12 protein-coding genes are annotated in these 15,294 nt (G+C 68.0%); 3 read left to right on the top strand and 9 right to left on the bottom strand.

The annotated features are described in order from the left end of the window. The first annotated feature begins 104 nt into the window (after positions 1–104). Complete coding sequence (locus RUR_RS22875; protein ID WP_283137210.1) at positions 105–3,101, top strand: leucine-rich repeat domain-containing protein; 2,997 nt, start codon at positions 105–107, stop codon at positions 3,099–3,101. 49 nt (positions 3,102–3,150) lie between these two features. On the opposite strand, the gene RUR_RS22870 is transcribed toward RUR_RS22875, so the two are convergent. Both RUR_RS22870 and RUR_RS22865 read right to left on the bottom strand, forming a co-directional pair. Further along, positions 3,151–3,687, bottom strand: a complete 537-nt coding sequence (locus RUR_RS22870; RefSeq protein WP_283137209.1) for a GNAT family N-acetyltransferase — start codon at positions 3,685–3,687, stop codon at positions 3,151–3,153. 456 nt (positions 3,688–4,143) lie between these two features. Next, positions 4,144–4,761, bottom strand: a complete 618-nt coding sequence (locus RUR_RS22865; protein ID WP_283137208.1) for a TetR/AcrR family transcriptional regulator — start codon at positions 4,759–4,761, stop codon at positions 4,144–4,146. A gap of 75 nt (positions 4,762–4,836) precedes the next feature. On the opposite strand from RUR_RS22865, the gene RUR_RS22860 reads away from it, so the two are divergent. Further along, complete coding sequence (locus tag RUR_RS22860) at positions 4,837–5,244, top strand: RidA family protein (RefSeq protein ID WP_283137207.1); 408 nt, start codon at positions 4,837–4,839, stop codon at positions 5,242–5,244. A gap of 43 nt (positions 5,245–5,287) precedes the next feature. Here the strand turns inward: RUR_RS22860 and RUR_RS22855 are convergent, their stop codons facing one another. The 5 genes from RUR_RS22855 to RUR_RS22835 form a co-directional block, all read right to left on the bottom strand. After that, a complete protein-coding gene (locus RUR_RS22855) occupies positions 5,288–6,274 on the bottom strand; it encodes an RNA ligase family protein (protein WP_283137206.1) in 987 nt (328 codons plus the stop codon). A gap of 318 nt (positions 6,275–6,592) precedes the next feature. Continuing rightward, a complete protein-coding gene (locus RUR_RS22850; protein ID WP_283137205.1) occupies positions 6,593–8,071 on the bottom strand; it encodes a S1 family peptidase in 1,479 nt (492 codons plus the stop codon). 83 nt (positions 8,072–8,154) lie between these two features. Continuing rightward, positions 8,155–9,114, bottom strand: a complete 960-nt coding sequence (locus tag RUR_RS22845) for a LysR family transcriptional regulator (RefSeq protein WP_283137204.1) — start codon at positions 9,112–9,114, stop codon at positions 8,155–8,157. A 265-nt stretch (positions 9,115–9,379) separates the two neighbouring features. Beyond that, positions 9,380–9,616: a DUF397 domain-containing protein gene (locus RUR_RS22840; RefSeq protein WP_283137203.1), complete on the bottom strand. Its 237-nt coding sequence runs from the start codon at positions 9,614–9,616 to the stop codon at positions 9,380–9,382. A gap of 222 nt (positions 9,617–9,838) precedes the next feature. Then, positions 9,839–10,750: a helix-turn-helix domain-containing protein gene (locus RUR_RS22835; RefSeq protein WP_283137202.1), complete on the bottom strand. Its 912-nt coding sequence runs from the start codon at positions 10,748–10,750 to the stop codon at positions 9,839–9,841. Between the two features lie 238 nt (positions 10,751–10,988). Between RUR_RS22835 and RUR_RS22830 the strand changes: the two genes are divergently transcribed. Beyond that, the gene (locus tag RUR_RS22830; RefSeq protein WP_283137201.1) at positions 10,989–11,546 is read left to right on the top strand and encodes an ATP-binding protein; all 558 of its coding nucleotides are present in this window, start codon (positions 10,989–10,991) and stop codon (positions 11,544–11,546) included. 12 nt (positions 11,547–11,558) lie between these two features. Here the strand turns inward: RUR_RS22830 and RUR_RS22825 are convergent, their stop codons facing one another. Continuing rightward, positions 11,559–14,633: an AfsR/SARP family transcriptional regulator gene (locus RUR_RS22825; RefSeq protein WP_283137200.1), complete on the bottom strand. Its 3,075-nt coding sequence runs from the start codon at positions 14,631–14,633 to the stop codon at positions 11,559–11,561. A 285-nt stretch (positions 14,634–14,918) separates the two neighbouring features. Next, positions 14,919–15,290 (bottom strand): hypothetical protein, encoded by a 372-nt coding sequence (locus RUR_RS22820; protein ID WP_283137199.1) that lies wholly within the window; start codon positions 15,288–15,290, stop codon positions 14,919–14,921. Positions 15,291–15,294 lie beyond the last annotated feature (4 nt).

Genomic DNA, 15,294 nt, shown 5'->3' with positions numbered 1-15,294 from the left:
CAGGGCGCGATTCTTGACACCATAGCGCCTGGTCAACGACGCCCACGGGGGCCATAGGTGGGCATCCCAGGGACTTCGATCGGTGCTGGACACGGGAGGGCTCGATGAGTGAAGAGGCGATTAGTCGTATCGAGGAAGCCGCCCATACCAACGCTAAGGAGCTGGATCTATCCGATCTCGCTCTCGATCATCTCCCCACGTCGCTGAGCAACCTCACCAACCTCAACGTCCTCACCCTCCACAATAATCAGCTCACAGAACTGCCTGAATGGCTGACCGACCTCACCAACCTCACCACCATCGCCCTCGGTATCAACCGAATCACCGAACTACCCGAATCCCTGGGCAACCTCACCAACCTCACCAACCTCCATCTCCATAAGAACCAACTCGCCGGACTACCCGAATCGCTGGGAAACCTCACCAACCTCACCGCACTCTCCCTCAACCTCAATGAGCTCACCGCACTACCCGAATCGCTGGAAAACCTCACCAACCTCACCAGGCTCTACATCGGCGACAACCAATTCACCGAACTACCCCAATGGCTAAGCAACCTCACCAACCTCACCAAGATCTACATTGGCGACAGCAGGCTCACCGCACTACCCGAATGGCTGAGCAACCTCACCAACCTCACCGAGCTCACCCTCCACGACAATCAACTCACCGCACTACCCGAATCGCTGGAAAACCTCACCAACCTCACCACGCTCTCCCTCGACAACAATCAACTCACCGCACTACCCGAGACTCTGAGCAACCTCACCAACCTCAACCAGCTCTTCATCAGCGATAATCAACTCACCGAACTACCCCAATGGCTGAGCAACCTCACCAACCTCACCACGCTCTCCCTCGACAACAATCCGCTGGTTAGTCCGCCACCGGAGATCCTGGTGTCGGGGACCGCCGCGATATTGGCGTTCTTGCGGGCGCTACAGCGGGGTAGCGAGGCGCAGTGGGCGTCGAAGATGCTGGTGGTGGGCGAGGCCATGGTGGGGAAGACCTCGGTGGCCAAGGCGCTGTGCGGGCTGGAGTACGACAAGAGCGAGCCGCAGACGCACGGTGTGCACCTGGATCCGTTGGACCTGCCGCACCCGAGCCTGCCGGACACCGCGATGCGGCTGAACGTGTGGGACTTCGGCGGGCAGCTGGAGTATCGGGCCACCCAGCGCTTCTATCTCACCGACCGCTCGCTGTTTCTGCTGGTGTGGAACAGCCGGCAGGGCTGGCGTACCGGAGGCCAGGTCGAAGCCTGGCTTCAGGCCATCACCACCGCCGCGCCCAACTCCCCCATTCTTGTCGTTGCCACCCACTGCTCCTCGTCTGTGGCCGACCTGGATGAGAACGACCTGTTTACCCGCTACCCGCAGATCCGGCGGATTCTCCAGGTGGACTGCGCCGACGGCACCGGCATCGACGAGCTTCGTGCGGAGATCGCCCGCCAGGCGGCCGATCTGCCTTTGATGGGCCGCCCCTGGCCGGACACCTGGACCGCCGCCGCTCGCGAGCTGACCAACCGGCCTGGACGCTGGATCAGCACCCACCAAGCCGACCGGCTCATGATTGATCACGGCCTGACGGACGAGGTCGAACACAGGGCGTTGCGGGCCGCGCTGCACGATCGTGGCGACATCCTGCACTTCGCCGTCGACCCGCAGCTCAGCGAGGTGGTCGTGCTGAAGCCCGCCTGGGTGGACGAGATGATCACCCGGGTGCTCGACAGCCGTCAGGTGACGGAACGGCGCGGGCTGCTCAGCCGTACCCACCGGGCCGAGCTCTGGCGCGACCTGGACAATCCCGGCCTCTGGGACACGCTAACGGTACTCATGGAGCGCTTCGACCTGGCCTACCGCATCGACGCCCCCGGCCATGAGGACGTCGCGCTGCTGGTCGAGCGGCTCCCTGCCGGTACCCCCGCCCTACCGGCCGAATGGGAGGAGATCCTTCGTGCCGAAGGAGCCACCCAGGTGGACCTGACCTACCGGCTGTCCTCCCGGCAGGCCGGCGTCCCCTCCTGGTTCATCGCCCGCGAGCACCGCTACACCACCGGCATCGCCTGGGCGCGGGGTGTACTGCTCCGCCATCACGACCACACCGCCGGACCCGACGGCGGCAGCCTGCGTCCGCTGGCGCTGCTCGTCGACGACGACTCCGCCCAGCCCACCATCCGGCTGAGCGTGCGCGGCCCCGCCCCGCACCGGTTCTACTCGATCCTGGACGAAGCGTTCACCGGCATCCTGGCCGAACGCTACCCCGGCCTGAACGTGCGGCGTTTCATCCCCTGCCCCTGCGCCGATGGGTGTGGACACGAGTTCCCCTACCAGGCGGCACAGCGAGCGCTTGAGCGCGGGAAATCCCTGCAATGCCCCGAAACCATCGACGACGTCGATCCCCGCACATTGCTGTTCGGGCTTCGCCCGTTCCATCTCGAACGTGATGTGAGCGAGCTCAAAGCCGGACTGGGCCGACTCGCCCAAACCACCAACAGGATCGAGCGTGCCCAGCTGTACATGCTGGACCACGTCCGTGACCTGCTTCGCCACCGCGGAGAACAGGGAACCCGCTGCCCCGGTATCTTCACCGTCGTCAAGACCGGGCGGCTCACCTACGAGTTCCGGCTGTACTGCGAGCACCCCGAAGGCCCGCATCCCCTGGATGACGGCGCCGGCGTGTACGAGCTCAAGCGTCTGCCCGCGGGGCTCAGCCGCTACGCCCCCTATCTCCACGTCCTGCTGACCGGCCTTCTCGGCATGCTGCCGGTCGTCGGGTCCATGCTGTCCGGCCTCGGCGACATCGCCCTCACCGAGGAGGACAGAGCCCGGCTGGAGTTGTCCCGCAGACTCCTCGACGATCTCGGCTCATCCACCGATGAACCGCGACCCGCACTGGAACGGCACCACCCTTATCCTGACACCGACCACGGGCGACGACCCACCGCCGACTTCACCGAGCTGCGCCAAGTCCTGGTCGAACTCGACCCGGAAAAGGAATGGGGCGGCCTGCGCGAACGCGAACTCCCCGAGAGCCGAGGCATCGTCTACCTGTGCCACCGCCACCGCCAGGCTCTGCACTACCCCGCCCAACCCCCGGAATGACTGCGACAAACCTGCGCTTTTCTGCACTAACAGAGTCGTTGGTGGGAGCTCAAAGGGCCTCGTTCTTGAGCAGGGAGCCGAACCATGCATCCACCCGAGTTCCTCGGTGAAAGAGCCGCTTCCGGAGTGTGGCCTCCACGATGAAGCCTGCCTTCTCCGCAACTCGGCGAGAAGCCAGGTTTCCTACTTCCGCGCGCCACTCGATCAGTTCCAGGCCGTGGGTGCGGAAGGCCCATCGACAAACAGCTCGCACCGCGTCGGTGGCAACGCCACGTGTGCGGGCTTTCGGATCAACCCAGTATCCGATCTCGGCCGTGCCCGGTGTGCCCAACCACAGACCCACGCGGCCCAGGCGATTTCCCGTGGACGTTTCCTCAGCGAGGAACTCCAGACGCTGTCCACTCTGTCCTCCGGCGATGGCCAGCTGCTCGACGAAGAACGCCGCGTTTTCCATGCGGTAGGGCGACGGCAACTCCACGAAGTGCTGCAACGCCGGATCCTGGGACACCTCATAAACCCACGGGATATCCTCCAGTGCAAATGGTCGCAGGGTTAGCCATCCGGTTTTGATCACGCCTCGGTCCATCGAACGATTTTCTTTGACCGGCCCAAGGACATGCAACTGATATCCCTTATTTAAGGATCATGTGGATATCGTGCTGGCATTTTGGTGAGGGATTTGTAGTCGCCCCCTGGAGCTCATAGGTCTTGGCGTCGAGGCGTCTCAATACGGATGGGAGCACATCCGAGGCTGGAGACAGCAAGACGGCTGTTTGTCTGACATCAAGGACGGAAAACGCGTCGGGTTTCTCGCAGTACCGCCGTCCGGGCCACCGGGCAACGCCCGCACGACCTCGACGATCTGCCGCAGTTCGGTTGAGGATCGGGAGTCAAGGGTGCCGCGTGCTCCAGCCGGCCAACAATTCTCGCCGGGCGAGTAAGCGCGAAGAACGACGTCTGGACCCTGGCAAGAGCGTTGTCGTCGGCGGACGGTGAATCGACTGGGGTTGCAGGACCTGCCTCGTCGATGGCGCAGGCGCGCTCAGGCCGGAGGATTTTGGTTCCAGCCCCGCTCGACCGACTGGCGGCATCGGTCGGGGGTGTCTCCGGCGCCGATGAACAGTGCGGTCAGTACGGGCACGACGTGGGCGAGTGCGGCGTGCGGCAGAGGTCCTGTGGCGACAAGTGATGCGAGCCCGTGGCCGATCGCCCAGCTCTGTGTCGCCAGCGCCACCGGGTCGACATCGCCGCGGAATCGCCCTGCCGCCTTGGCCCGTTCAATGGCATGGACGAGGCTGTGCAGGGATTCGTCCGCGGCCGCGGCGTCTTCGAGTTCGAAGCCCGTGTCGAACATGACGCGGTAGAGGTCGGGGGCCTCCAGAGCGTTGGACAGATAGGCGGCCCCCAGGGCGGCGAGGTCGTGGACGGGATCCTCCGACATCGGGACGGCCGCGAGCTTGGCCGCCAACCGGGTGAAGCCTTCCTGCCGCAGCGCCTTCCACAGGCCGTCCATGCCACCGAAATAGGTGTAGACGGCCATGGTGGACACATCGGTTCCGGCGACCAGCGAGCGAAGTGTCACCGGCTGCCGGGTTCTGAGCATCTGCGCGGCTCGGTCCAGCAGGAGAGAGCGGACCGCCGGATCCTTCGTCCTCACCATGGCTCCACAATACATAACATTGCTATGCTTACGCGCCACCGCTGATTTTCTCATTCTTGTCGCCGAGGAGGGGCCATGGCCATCACGCTGATCAATCCCGAAGGACTGCCGAAACCCGACGTCTACCGGCAGCTCTCCATCGCCACCGGATCCAAGCTGGTGTTCCTGGCGGGGCAGGTCGCCCGCGATGCCGACGGCCGGCCGGTCGGCGAAGGAGATCTCGCCGCTCAAGTCGAACAGTCCTACCTCAACATCGGAACCGCTCTGGCCGCGATCGGCGGATCCTTCGACGACGTGGCGAAGCTGACCGTCTACGTCGTCGACTGGAGCCCGGAGAAGCTGCCCCTCCTGGGTGAGGGAGTCGGCCGGGCCGCGGCGAAGCTGGGGGTCGACCCGGTCAAACCGATCACATTGCTGGGCGTCGCGGCGCTGGGGGAACCGGACCTCCTGGTCGAGGTCGAAGCCACCGCGGTCCTGGAGTAGCTCGCCTCAGCCAGAAGCGGGATCGAATGTACCCAGCTGTACCCTACGTGCGGGTCTGTCCCAGCGAAGTACGGCTGGTTCCGCCGATGTGAAGTGCGGCCAGCATGCCGGCTGCGGGTGCGAGCGCTGCGGCCAGGCGCTGACGGTGGAGCTCGGAGAGACCGCCCAGGTCGTCGTCGAGGTCGGTGAGCAGGTCGGCCACGACCTCTGCGGCCAACCCGGCGGCGTCGACGGCCGGGCCGAGCTTGCTGCGGGCCGCGTCCACCCGTGGCGGAGTCAGCCGCTCGACCGCAGCCGTCAGCACCCAGGCCGGCACTCCCGTCACCCCGCCGGGCGGCGGCACGAACGGCCGGGCGCCGTCGTAGCGGGAGTCCTCGGCGAAGCCGGGATGCTTGACCTTCAGTACGGGCCGCGGCCCCCGTTCCGATGTGTCCCAGGAGGTGGCCGGCTTGAGGACGTAGCCTTCGGCCTGGTTGCCGGGCAGTTCCGGAAGGCCCAGGCGGCCGGGCACCGATGTCGGGAAATCCACAGGCAGCTCTCCCAGCTGCTGCCGACGGCCTTGGCCGAGCAGCGGCACGCGATCCAGACCCACCTCGGCCAGCAGTTCCGTCAGTTCCGCATAGCCCATCCAGCGCAGGCCCGACGATGTTCGGACGGCTCCGTCGAACGCCAGCCACACCAAGTCAGGGCTGTACCACACGCCGGTCTGCACTGGGTCGACGCCCTCGACCGGCGGTACCTGCGGGTGCGGATAGCTTCCCCCGGCCAACTCCCCGTACAAGATGACCTTCTGCTCGGCGGTCCGGGCCGCGGCGGCCGCCGCCGTCGCCAGTACCGGCCACAGCCGCGTCAGCCCGAAGAACGATTCAAGCCGATCCTCGTCCAGCAGGCCGCGCCGCCCGGCGGCCTGCGCCGTCCGGCCGTCGCTGACCAACGCCAAATGCGCGCCGTGCACCTTCTCCTCGGCCACCCAGCTCCCGCCGGCCGGCAACCCGTCGCCGAACCGCTGAGGAATCTTCGGGTAGAACACGGCCAGACCCCCGTTTCGCCGACTGGCCGCCCTATCGCCTGGCCAGGACACTCCAGCGGGCAGTGTCTCCGACAACCTCCCGGAGATCAACGCAATTTCGGACCGGCTCGTTCGGCCAGACCGCCGATCGGGCGACCGGTTCCGGCTGGGGTCGAGCCTTCATGCCCTCTGGCAGGTGGCTTCCACCTGAAGCGCTCGTCTGCCAACCGGTCCGGGTGGCGGGGGGGTTGGTGTGCCGTGCCCAAGGCCGTACCGAAAACGACGGCATCCGGCGGCTTGTGGCCACCGGATGCCGGGGGGAGAAGCCGAGCTAAGGGGTTATGGGCGGGTCAGGCCGAGGGTGTAGGAGCCGGAGCCGCTGTAGGCGTGGACGCGGACCCGGTAGGTGCCCGCGGTGCCGTTGTAGGTGAAGGCCTCGTCGGGGTTCGCGGAGGTGCCGCTGGCGACGTTGCTCCAGGTGGTGCCGGAGAGCTTCTGCAGGTAGATGTCGAAGTCGACGCCGTTGGGTCCGTCAAGGCAGACGCGGTGGGTGCCGGTGACGGTGGTGGTGTAGCTGCCGCCGGTCGGCTGGTACTGCTGGCCGCCGCTGGTCAGCGAGCCGGTGTAGGTGTTCTGGTAGCCGGTGCAGCCGGTGGGCGGCGGGGTCCCGCTCGTCTTCAGGGTGAGGCCGTAGACGGAGAGGATCTCGTTGATCGGCTGGTGGAAGGTGGTGCCGCCGGAGGTGCAGTTGCCGGAGCCGCCGGAGGTGACGCCCTGGGCCTGGCTGCCGGAGATGTAGGAGCCGCCGGAGTCGCCGGGCTCGGCGCAGACGGTGGTGCGGGTCACGCCGGTGATGGTGCCTTCAGGGTAGGTGACGCTGGTGTTGTGCTGCTGGATGGTTCCGCAGCGCCAGCCGGTGGTGGAACCGGACCGGCAGATGGAGGCGCCCACGGCGGCCTGGGTGGAGCCGGCCACGGTGACGTTGGAGCTGCCGCTCTTGACCCACGGCTGGGCGGTCCAGTTGGCGTTGGTGGCGACCCAGGCGTAGTCGTTGCCGGGGAACGAGGAGCCCTGGAAGCTGCCCATGGCGACCCGGTTGAATCCGGAGACGCTCTCGCCGACGTTGCCGCAGTGGCCGGCGGTGGCGAAGCCCTGCTGGGTGCCGCGGGTGACCGAGAAGCCGACGGAGCAGCGCCCGCCGCTTCCCATGTAGTAGGCGTCTCCGCCGCGGATGTCGTAGAGGGATCGGTACTGCTCGGCGGAGATCTCGACGCGGACCGCGCTGCGGTCGAGGCCGGCGGCGCCGATGAAGGCGTCGGCCTGCACCTGGTCGGCGGCTTGGACGACGACGCTGTTGCTGGGTGTGTCGACGTACCAGAGCGGGACCGAGCCCTTGCCGGACGCGGCCGCGGCGTCGAGCCGGGCCTTGACGGCTTCGAGCTGGGCCAGGCTCTTGGCGACCAGGACCGGCTGGCCGCCCTCCAGACTGATCCGCTTCAGCTGGCCGGCGTCGGTGGTGGCGACGACGAGCTTGGAGGCGTCCGCGTTGAGCCAGGCGCCGCCGAACTTGCCGGCGAGGCCTTTGCGGAGCGTGTTCTCCTGACGGGCGGCGCGCTCCTCGTTGGCCAGACGCGTGATCGCCTGCTCCGGGGTGAGCCGGAGGTCACGCTGCATGGCGTCGAGCATCTCGGCGGGCGGGGGCTTGACGGCGAATCCGTCCGCGGTCAGGGGTGTGGGTTCCGCGGAGACGGGTGCGGTGGTGAGGACGACGGCGGTGGCCGCGATAACGGTTCCCGCGGACGCCAGGCGACGGAGCATGGGCTCTCCTTGGATGGGGGGTGCCGCCAAGGTAGCCGCACTCGCCTGGCGCGAGGATCTATTAATTTGCCCCTATCACCGTGCTATGGGGCGGTACCGAATCTGGGGTTGCGGATGAGCCATTCCGCGTATCTGCGGCTCCGCCGGACGACGTCGCGGTGGGCCGCTTTGGCGTAGGCGGTGACCCGGGGGGAGGCCGCGGCCGCCGGTGACTCGGGGTGCCAGCCGAGCAGCTGCCGCCATTGCAGGGGCGCACCGGCCAGCGGCACGACGGCCAGGCCGTGGCTGAGCCGGTAGGTGGCCTGGCAGAGCGCGACCGCCCGGCCCACCTGGGCGAGGTAGCCGCCGGTGGCCACATCGGTCTCGTAGATGGTTTTCGGGGTGAACCCGGCTTTGGCACAGGCGGCGGCGAAGCAGTCGCCGAAGCAGCCGTCCCCGGGGGTGACCGACCAGTTCTCCTCGACGAGCTCGATCAGGTCGACCTCAGGCACGTCGGCAAGCGGGTGGCGCTCGTTGACCACGACGAAAACCGGGTCCATGGCGATGGTCTGCCAGACGAGGGCGTCGGCCGCGGGCGGCGCGCTGTCCCCGCACACGCCGGTCAGCACGAAGTCCAGCCGTCCCGCACCGGTCATCCCGGCCAGTTCCTCGGCCGACCAGGAGGTGTAGGTGCTGATCGCGGTGGCCGGGTACGCGGTCGCGAGCCGGTCCACCAGCCCGCCGAGGACGGGGTTGTTGGTCGCGCCGAGCCGGAACTGCCGGGTGCTCTCCCCGGCGTTGGCGAATCGGGTCGCCTCCTCCTGGAGCCGCTGTGCGGCGGGGAGGAGGACACGCGCGCGGGCCAGCACGAGTTCACCGAGGGGTGTGGGTCGCGCGCCCGAGCGATCACGCATGAACAGGGGTCCGCCGAGCGATCGTTCTATGCGCTTCAGCTGCGCGGTGAGGGCGGGCTGCGCCAGCCCAAGCGCACTTGCAGCCTTGGTGACACTGCCGGCCTCGGCGACCGCTCGGACGATTTTGAGGTGGCGGAGCTCGAGATCCATACCGGGAAGGTATGACCCATACAGCATCCCTTCAATGCCGCCATGTCATGATTTTTGACCATGGTTCATGACGGAGTGTCTGATTCGCCGGTTGATCGCGATCATGATAGATTATGGAACGATCCGGCCTGCGCCGTTCCGCGGCGGCCGGTGTTTAAGGGTATTGCTCCGGTTCCTCAGTGAAAGTCTGGAGATATTTAACGCGGCGCACAAACGTCTCGGACGGCTCGTACGCCGCGTCGTCTTCACCGACGGTCGACTCAGATCAGGCGATCAAGTAGTCGAAGTCTCCATCCTTCGCACCCAGGACGAAAGCGCTCATCTCGCTCGGGGTGTAGAGGAGCGCCGGACCGCTGGGGTGGCGGGAGTTGCGGACGGCGATCTGTCCGTCGGCCAGCGTGGCCACCTCGACGCAGTTCCCATTGGGGTTGCTCCGCGAGCTCTTCCGCCAGGTTACGCCGTCGAGCTGGTTTGCGGGCATTCCATTATGTGTCTGATTCATGTGACATCACTCCATGAACTGTGCGGAGAGAACCTTGTACCGCCTCGGCGGCGTTTCACTCGTGGTCGTTCCGCACGCGAGGGGAAATAAGGGCCATTCCCATCGGATTAAGGGCCCAGCCGAAACAGTAGCGCATGCACACCTGAATAATCCGGCGTTCCATATGTACTGGGAAGATGACGCAGAGTGGCGACCGGCCGGGCCGCTTCGGGAGTGCGGCGGTCAGCCGCCCTCCTCCAGGAGCGACTGCAGGAACTCCGTGGTCTCCGAGGCCGAGTACGCCCCGAGGGAGAGCTGGTCCATCACGCTCAGGTAGCTCTGGGTGTCCTCCTGCTTGTCCAGGTACAGGGCGCTGGTGAGCTGTTCGAGATAGATCAGGTCGGGGAGTTCGCGCTCACGGAACCGCAGGATGCTGAACGGGCCGTTGGCCGCGGTCTGCCCGCTCCGGTCGAGCGGCAAGACCTGGAGGGTGATGTTGGGCAGCCCGGTCACCTTGAGCAGATGCTCGATCTGGGCGCGCATCACCGCGCTCCCGCCGACCGGGCGGCGCAGCGTCGCCTCGTCGGCGATCGCCCAGAGTCTCGGGGGGTTGTCGCGGTAGAGGCGGCTCTGCCGCTGCATCCGCAGCCGAATCCTGCGCTCGATCTCTTCCCGCGGGGCGTGGCGGTGCCCGAGCATGATGACGGCGCGGGCGTAGTCCTCGGTCTGGAGCAGCCCCGGGATGAACTGGATCTCGAACGTCCGGATGAGCGAGGCGGCTTCCTCCAGCCCGACGTAGACGCCGAACCAGCTGGGCAGCACGTCACTGTACTTGTGCCACCAGCCGGGCGTGCTCGCCTGCCGGGCGAGGGTGAGCAGTGCCTCACGCTCCTGGTTGTCCACTACGCCGTACAACGTCAGCAAGTCGGCCACATCGCGCTCTTTGAAGCCGACCCGTCCTAGTTCCAGACGGCTTATCTTGGCGTGGGAGCCGCGGATCGCGTGGCCCGCTTCCTCCCGGGTGATACCCCTGGTCCGTCGCAGCCTGCGGAGCTGAGCGCCCAGGAGGATACGGAGCACCGTCGGGCCGCCGCCCTGCGACTGCGAGAGAAGGGAGTCCACGGGTCCGTCCTCCTCCGCCCGCGCTGTGATCATGGGTGCACTCCCCGAGCGGTCGTTGAATGGATAAGCGTTCAGCCTCTCATCCGTGACTTCCCGTCGACAACGGGGAACGTCAATGTGTTCATCTGTGGTCGTCGATCCAGACGATGTGTCAGCATGTTCACAACGTTTGCACTTGCATCAGTGCTTGCATCAGTAAGCTACGGGAAGAAGGCTAGTGGTAGCGAGCAATGCAGGACCGTGTGATTGAGACGATGCCGCAGGGATCCCGATGACCGCACACCTGGCACCAGGGGGAGCAGGCAAGGCAATCAGGGGCGAAGCGCCCGGCTGGCTCCTGGCCGCACTCGAATTGGACTATCTCCCCCGCGGTTCACCCCGGCACGACGTGCCGGCTCCCGCACGGGTGTTCTCCGACCGGCTCACCCCGGACGTCGTCACCTGTGACCTCGCCCCCGAGGCCGTCTCCGCCCGGGCGAGCAGGGAGTTCACCAAGGAGACACTCCGGGGCTGGAACCTGCAGGACCTGTACGGCGACGCGCAGCTGGTGGTCTCCGAGCTGGTGACCAACGCCCTCCGGTACGGCCTGCGGGAAGCAGACCGGCTCCCCGGGGACCGGCCGATCCAGCTCCGGCTGCTCCAGATGCGGTCCCAGATGGCCTGCGCGGTCCGGGACCTCACCGCCGACGCGCCGATCATGGCGAGCGATTTCGCCGAGACCGGCCGTGGGCTTCACCTGGTGGACGCGCTCACCGCCCGCTGGGGCTGGACCCCGCACGGACTCCGCGGAAAGATCGTCTGGGCGCTCTTCGAGCCGTCCTTCGCCTAGCCCGGTTTCGGGTCAGCGCCTGGACGACGCCGCGCGGGACTCCCCCTCCCCCGCGAGCCCGTCCAGGAGGGTCGCCACCTCGCTCACTTTGGCATGGTCGCCCATCGCGGCGAAGAGTTCACCGGCCTCCCGCCAGACCGTGACCGCGTCCGCGTCCGACCCGTTCGCCAGGTAGACCCGGCCCAAAGTGATCAAGGCGTCGGCGAGGAACGACTTCCAGCCCCGGGTCCGCCAGAGCCGGACCGACTCCTCCATCCGCGGGACGGCCGCGGCGCTTTCGCCCTCCGTGAGGTCGATCCGGGCGAGCACCCAGAGGGCGTGGGCGAGATGGTGCCCGAGGTTGTACTGACGGCCGAGCGACTCCGCCGCCTCGGCGGTGGGCCGGGCCCGCGCGTCCCCGTTCCTGGCGTACAGCCCCGCCAGGGCGACCAGAGTGAGCGACTCGGACGTCGGATCGTGCAGCTCCCCCCGGACGAGCAGCGACCGGGTGAGGTTCTCGTGGGCCACCTGGTAGTCGCCGCGCTCACTGTGCACCAGGCCGATGAACTGGTGGATCGTGGACTCGAAGCGCCGGTTGCCGAGCGGGCGCGCCAGCCGCAGGCTCTCGTCGAGGTGGGCCAGCGTCACCTCCGGGTGCTGCAGCCCGTTGGCGACGCCGAGCGCCAGCTGGGCCCGTGCTTGACCGGCGAGGTGGCCGGACTCCTCGGCCAGCCGGAGAGCCAGCCGTCCGGACTCCAGCGCCTGCTCGGTGAGCCCTTGGCCGGCCAGTCCCCAGGCGCACATGACGTGGGCGTCGGAGAGGCCGCGCATCTCCCCGATCTCCGCGAAGAGCCGGACCAGCTCGGCGCTGCGCGTGTGCAGGGAGCCCATCGCGTCTCCCTCGTGGCCGCTCTCCACCCAGGTGGTGATGTCGGTGAGGCCGCGCAGCATGACGGCGTGGCCCAGCCGGTTGTCCGTCTCCCGGCACACCCGGATGACCTGTTCGTTGACCTGGCGGCACTCACCGAAGAAGCCGCGGACGTCTAGGTAGCGCTCCAGGCAGCCGGCCAGATCCCAGGCGAACTCGTCCAGTCGCATCGCGCACGCCTGCCCGATGGCGGCCTGCAGGGCGATCCGTTCGGCGTCGAACCAGGCGACGGAGTCGGCGAGCAGCTCGTCGACGAGGTCGCCCGGGAGCCGGTGGCGGGGTGCCGTGCCGTGGATCACGGCGTAGCAGGGGCCGGGCACCCGTTCCATCGCCCGTTCGGCGAGCGCGAGCCAGGCGCCGAACGCCCGGACCAGCGCCCGCTCCCGTTCCGGCTCGGTCTCCTCCAGTTCGGCGCACTCCCGCGCGTAGATCCGGAGCAGGTCGTGGAACCGGTACCGCATCTGCCCGCTCGCATCGGTCCCGGAGACGGTGAGCAGCTGAGCGTCGACGAGCGCCTCGATCTCCGCCTCGCCGTCGGCGTAGGGGACGTCGAGCAGCGCCGCGGCGACCCAGGCCGCGAAGTCGGGGGCCTGCAGCAGGCCAAGCCGGCGGAAGAGCATGCGGGTCCGGGGGGCGAGCCCCACGTAACTGAGCGCCAGGCTCGCCCGTACGGCCAGGTCTCCGGTGGCGAGATGGTCGAGCCTGCTGTGCTCGTCCCGCAGGCGGTGGGCGAAGGAGGCCAGGTTGCGGTGCGGCCGGGCGGCGAGCCTGGCCCCGGCGATCCGGACCGCGAGGGGGATGTGCCCGCAGAGGGCGACGATCTCGCCCGCCGCCTGCGGCTCGGCGGCGACGCGTTCCGGCCCGGCGATCCGGGCGAGCAGCTCGACCGCGTGCCCGGGGGAGAGCACGTCCAGGTCGATCAGCGCCGCGCCTTCCAGGCCGGTGAGCCGGGTCCGGCTGGTGAGGAGTACGGCGCAGCCGGCCGTTCCGGGCAGCAGCGGACGGACCTGGGTCTCGGAGGCCGCGTTGTCGAGCACGATGAGGACCCGGCGGTGGGCGAGGTGGCTGCGGTACAGCGCGGCCCGGTCGTCCAGGGACTCGGGGATGCTCGGGCCGGAGACGCCGAGAACGGTGAGGAACCGGCCGAGGACCTGCGCCGGGTCGGCGGGGTCGGCCTCCGCGCCGCGCAGGTTGACGTAGAGCTGACCGTCCCGGAAGGCCCCGGAGAGCCGGTGCGCGGTGTGGACGGCGAGCGCGGTCTTGCCGATGCCGCCCATCCCGGCGATGACCGAGACGGTGACCGGCCGCCGGTCGGGTACGGCCTTGCCGGCGGGGCCGAGCAGCGCGGTCAGCTTCTTCACGTGCACGGTTCGCCCGGTGAAGTCGCCGACGTCCGGGGGGAGCTGGGCGAGGGCGCGGCGTTCACTCGGTTCGGCTCGGCCGGTGGGGGGTGGGGCCCCGGTCAGGATGGCCTCGTGCAGCCGCTGCAGTTCGGGGCCGGGGTCGAGGCCCAGCTCGGCGGCGAAGATGCGGCGGGCGTCGGCGTAGACCGAGAGCGCTTCGGCTTGCCGTCCGGCCAGGTGGAACGCGGTCATCAGCTGGCCGCGCAGCCGTTCGCGCAGCGGGTTCTCGCCGACGAGGAGGAGAAGTTCGCCGATGAGCACGGCGCCGTCGCCGATGGCCAGATCGGCCTCTATCCGATTTTCCAGGGTGGCGAGCCGGCGCTCCTCCAGCCGGAGCGCGTCGTCCTGGAGTTCGGGAACGGCTTCCAGGTCGGCGTAGGCGGGTCCCCGCCACAGCGCGACGGCTTGGCGGAGCAGGTCGGCCGCCTGGTGCGGGTCGCCGGCGGCGAGGGCGGTTCTGCCCTGTTCGGCGAGGCTCTCGAACCGGTCGGCGTCGAGTTCACCGGGCCGGATCTCCAGCCGGTAGCCGCCCTGGCTGCGGGCGATCCGGTTCTGTCCGAGGGCCCGGCGCAGCTGGTACACGTACAGGCGGAGGTTGTCGGCCGCGGTCCGCGGCGGGTTGTCGCCCCAGAGCCGGTGGATGAGCAGGTGCTGGGGGACCGGCTGGTTGGCGTGGTGGATGAGGGTGGCGAGCAGGATCCGCTGTTTCAGCCCGGCGAGCGGGCGAGGCAGGGCCTGGTCTCTGACCTCAATTGGCCCCAGGATGGCAAAATCCATCACAGCCCCTGTCGAAGAGGATCATGCCATGCATAATCTGCACGATCCTTACGAGGGGCGTCAAGCCTCCTTATCAGCACTGTATGTGTCGTTGTCAGTGGCTTTCCGGTCTGTCTCCTCTCGCCATCGGCCCCGTGGGCAGGTGGTCATCGGGCTTTCCGCCCGGCAATCGCCGCGGTGATCGTGCTCGCGATCGGCGGGACCGTCGATGAAACGACCGGGAGCATGAGCGGACCGAACACGAACCCGCCGTCGACGACGTCGATCCCGTGGGAGAAGCGGCTGTCAAGGTGCCCGGCGGGCGAACACCGCGGTCAAAAGGGCCGCGCTCACCGGGAGGACGGTCAGCAGAATCAGGATGCCGAGTCCGACGACCCAGAGCCCGTCCCCGCTGCCGTCGACCACGACCCGGAAGGCGAGGACGGCGAAGAACGGCACCGCCACCGCCAACCCCCATACCGCCGAAGCTCCGGGACGGAACCAGGAGGCCACCGCCGCGAGGACCGCGAGTACGCCGAACACCGGTGCGAGATACGACGAGTCGAACAGGTCCGGAGCGGCTCCGGGGAGGGTCTCGGCGGTGGCGAGGCAGAGGGCGACCCCCGCCGAGCCGGCGACGAGCAGGGCGACGAACCAGACGAGGGTGCCGATCTTCACACGA

The sequence above is a fragment of the Rhizohabitans arisaemae genome, from assembly GCF_025996515.1.
GTDB lineage: Bacteria > Actinomycetota > Actinomycetes > Streptosporangiales > Streptosporangiaceae > Rhizohabitans > Rhizohabitans arisaemae.
Note: the sequence above shows the minus strand (reverse complement) of the source record. Positions and strands in the feature narration are given on the sequence as shown.

Bases quoted from the DNA above. Each gene is read 5' to 3' on its own strand.
- RUR_RS22830 (WP_283137201.1), top strand. From the start codon at position 10,989: ATGACCGCACACCTGGCACCAGGGGGAGCAGGCAAGGCAATCAGGGGC.
- RUR_RS22850 (WP_283137205.1), bottom strand. From the start codon at position 8,071: ATGCTCCGTCGCCTGGCGTCCGCGGGAACCGTTATCGCGGCCACCGCC.
- RUR_RS22825 (WP_283137200.1), bottom strand. From the start codon at position 14,633: ATGGATTTTGCCATCCTGGGGCCAATTGAGGTCAGAGACCAGGCCCTG.
- RUR_RS22870 (WP_283137209.1), bottom strand. From the start codon at position 3,687: ATGGACCGAGGCGTGATCAAAACCGGATGGCTAACCCTGCGACCATTT.
- RUR_RS22840 (WP_283137203.1), bottom strand. From the start codon at position 9,616: ATGAATCAGACACATAATGGAATGCCCGCAAACCAGCTCGACGGCGTA.
- RUR_RS22835 (WP_283137202.1), bottom strand. From the start codon at position 10,750: ATGATCACAGCGCGGGCGGAGGAGGACGGACCCGTGGACTCCCTTCTC.
- RUR_RS22860 (WP_283137207.1), top strand. From the start codon at position 4,837: ATGGCCATCACGCTGATCAATCCCGAAGGACTGCCGAAACCCGACGTC.
- RUR_RS22875 (WP_283137210.1), top strand. From the start codon at position 105: ATGAGTGAAGAGGCGATTAGTCGTATCGAGGAAGCCGCCCATACCAAC.
- RUR_RS22845 (WP_283137204.1), bottom strand. From the start codon at position 9,114: ATGGATCTCGAGCTCCGCCACCTCAAAATCGTCCGAGCGGTCGCCGAG.
- RUR_RS22865 (WP_283137208.1), bottom strand. From the start codon at position 4,761: ATGGTGAGGACGAAGGATCCGGCGGTCCGCTCTCTCCTGCTGGACCGA.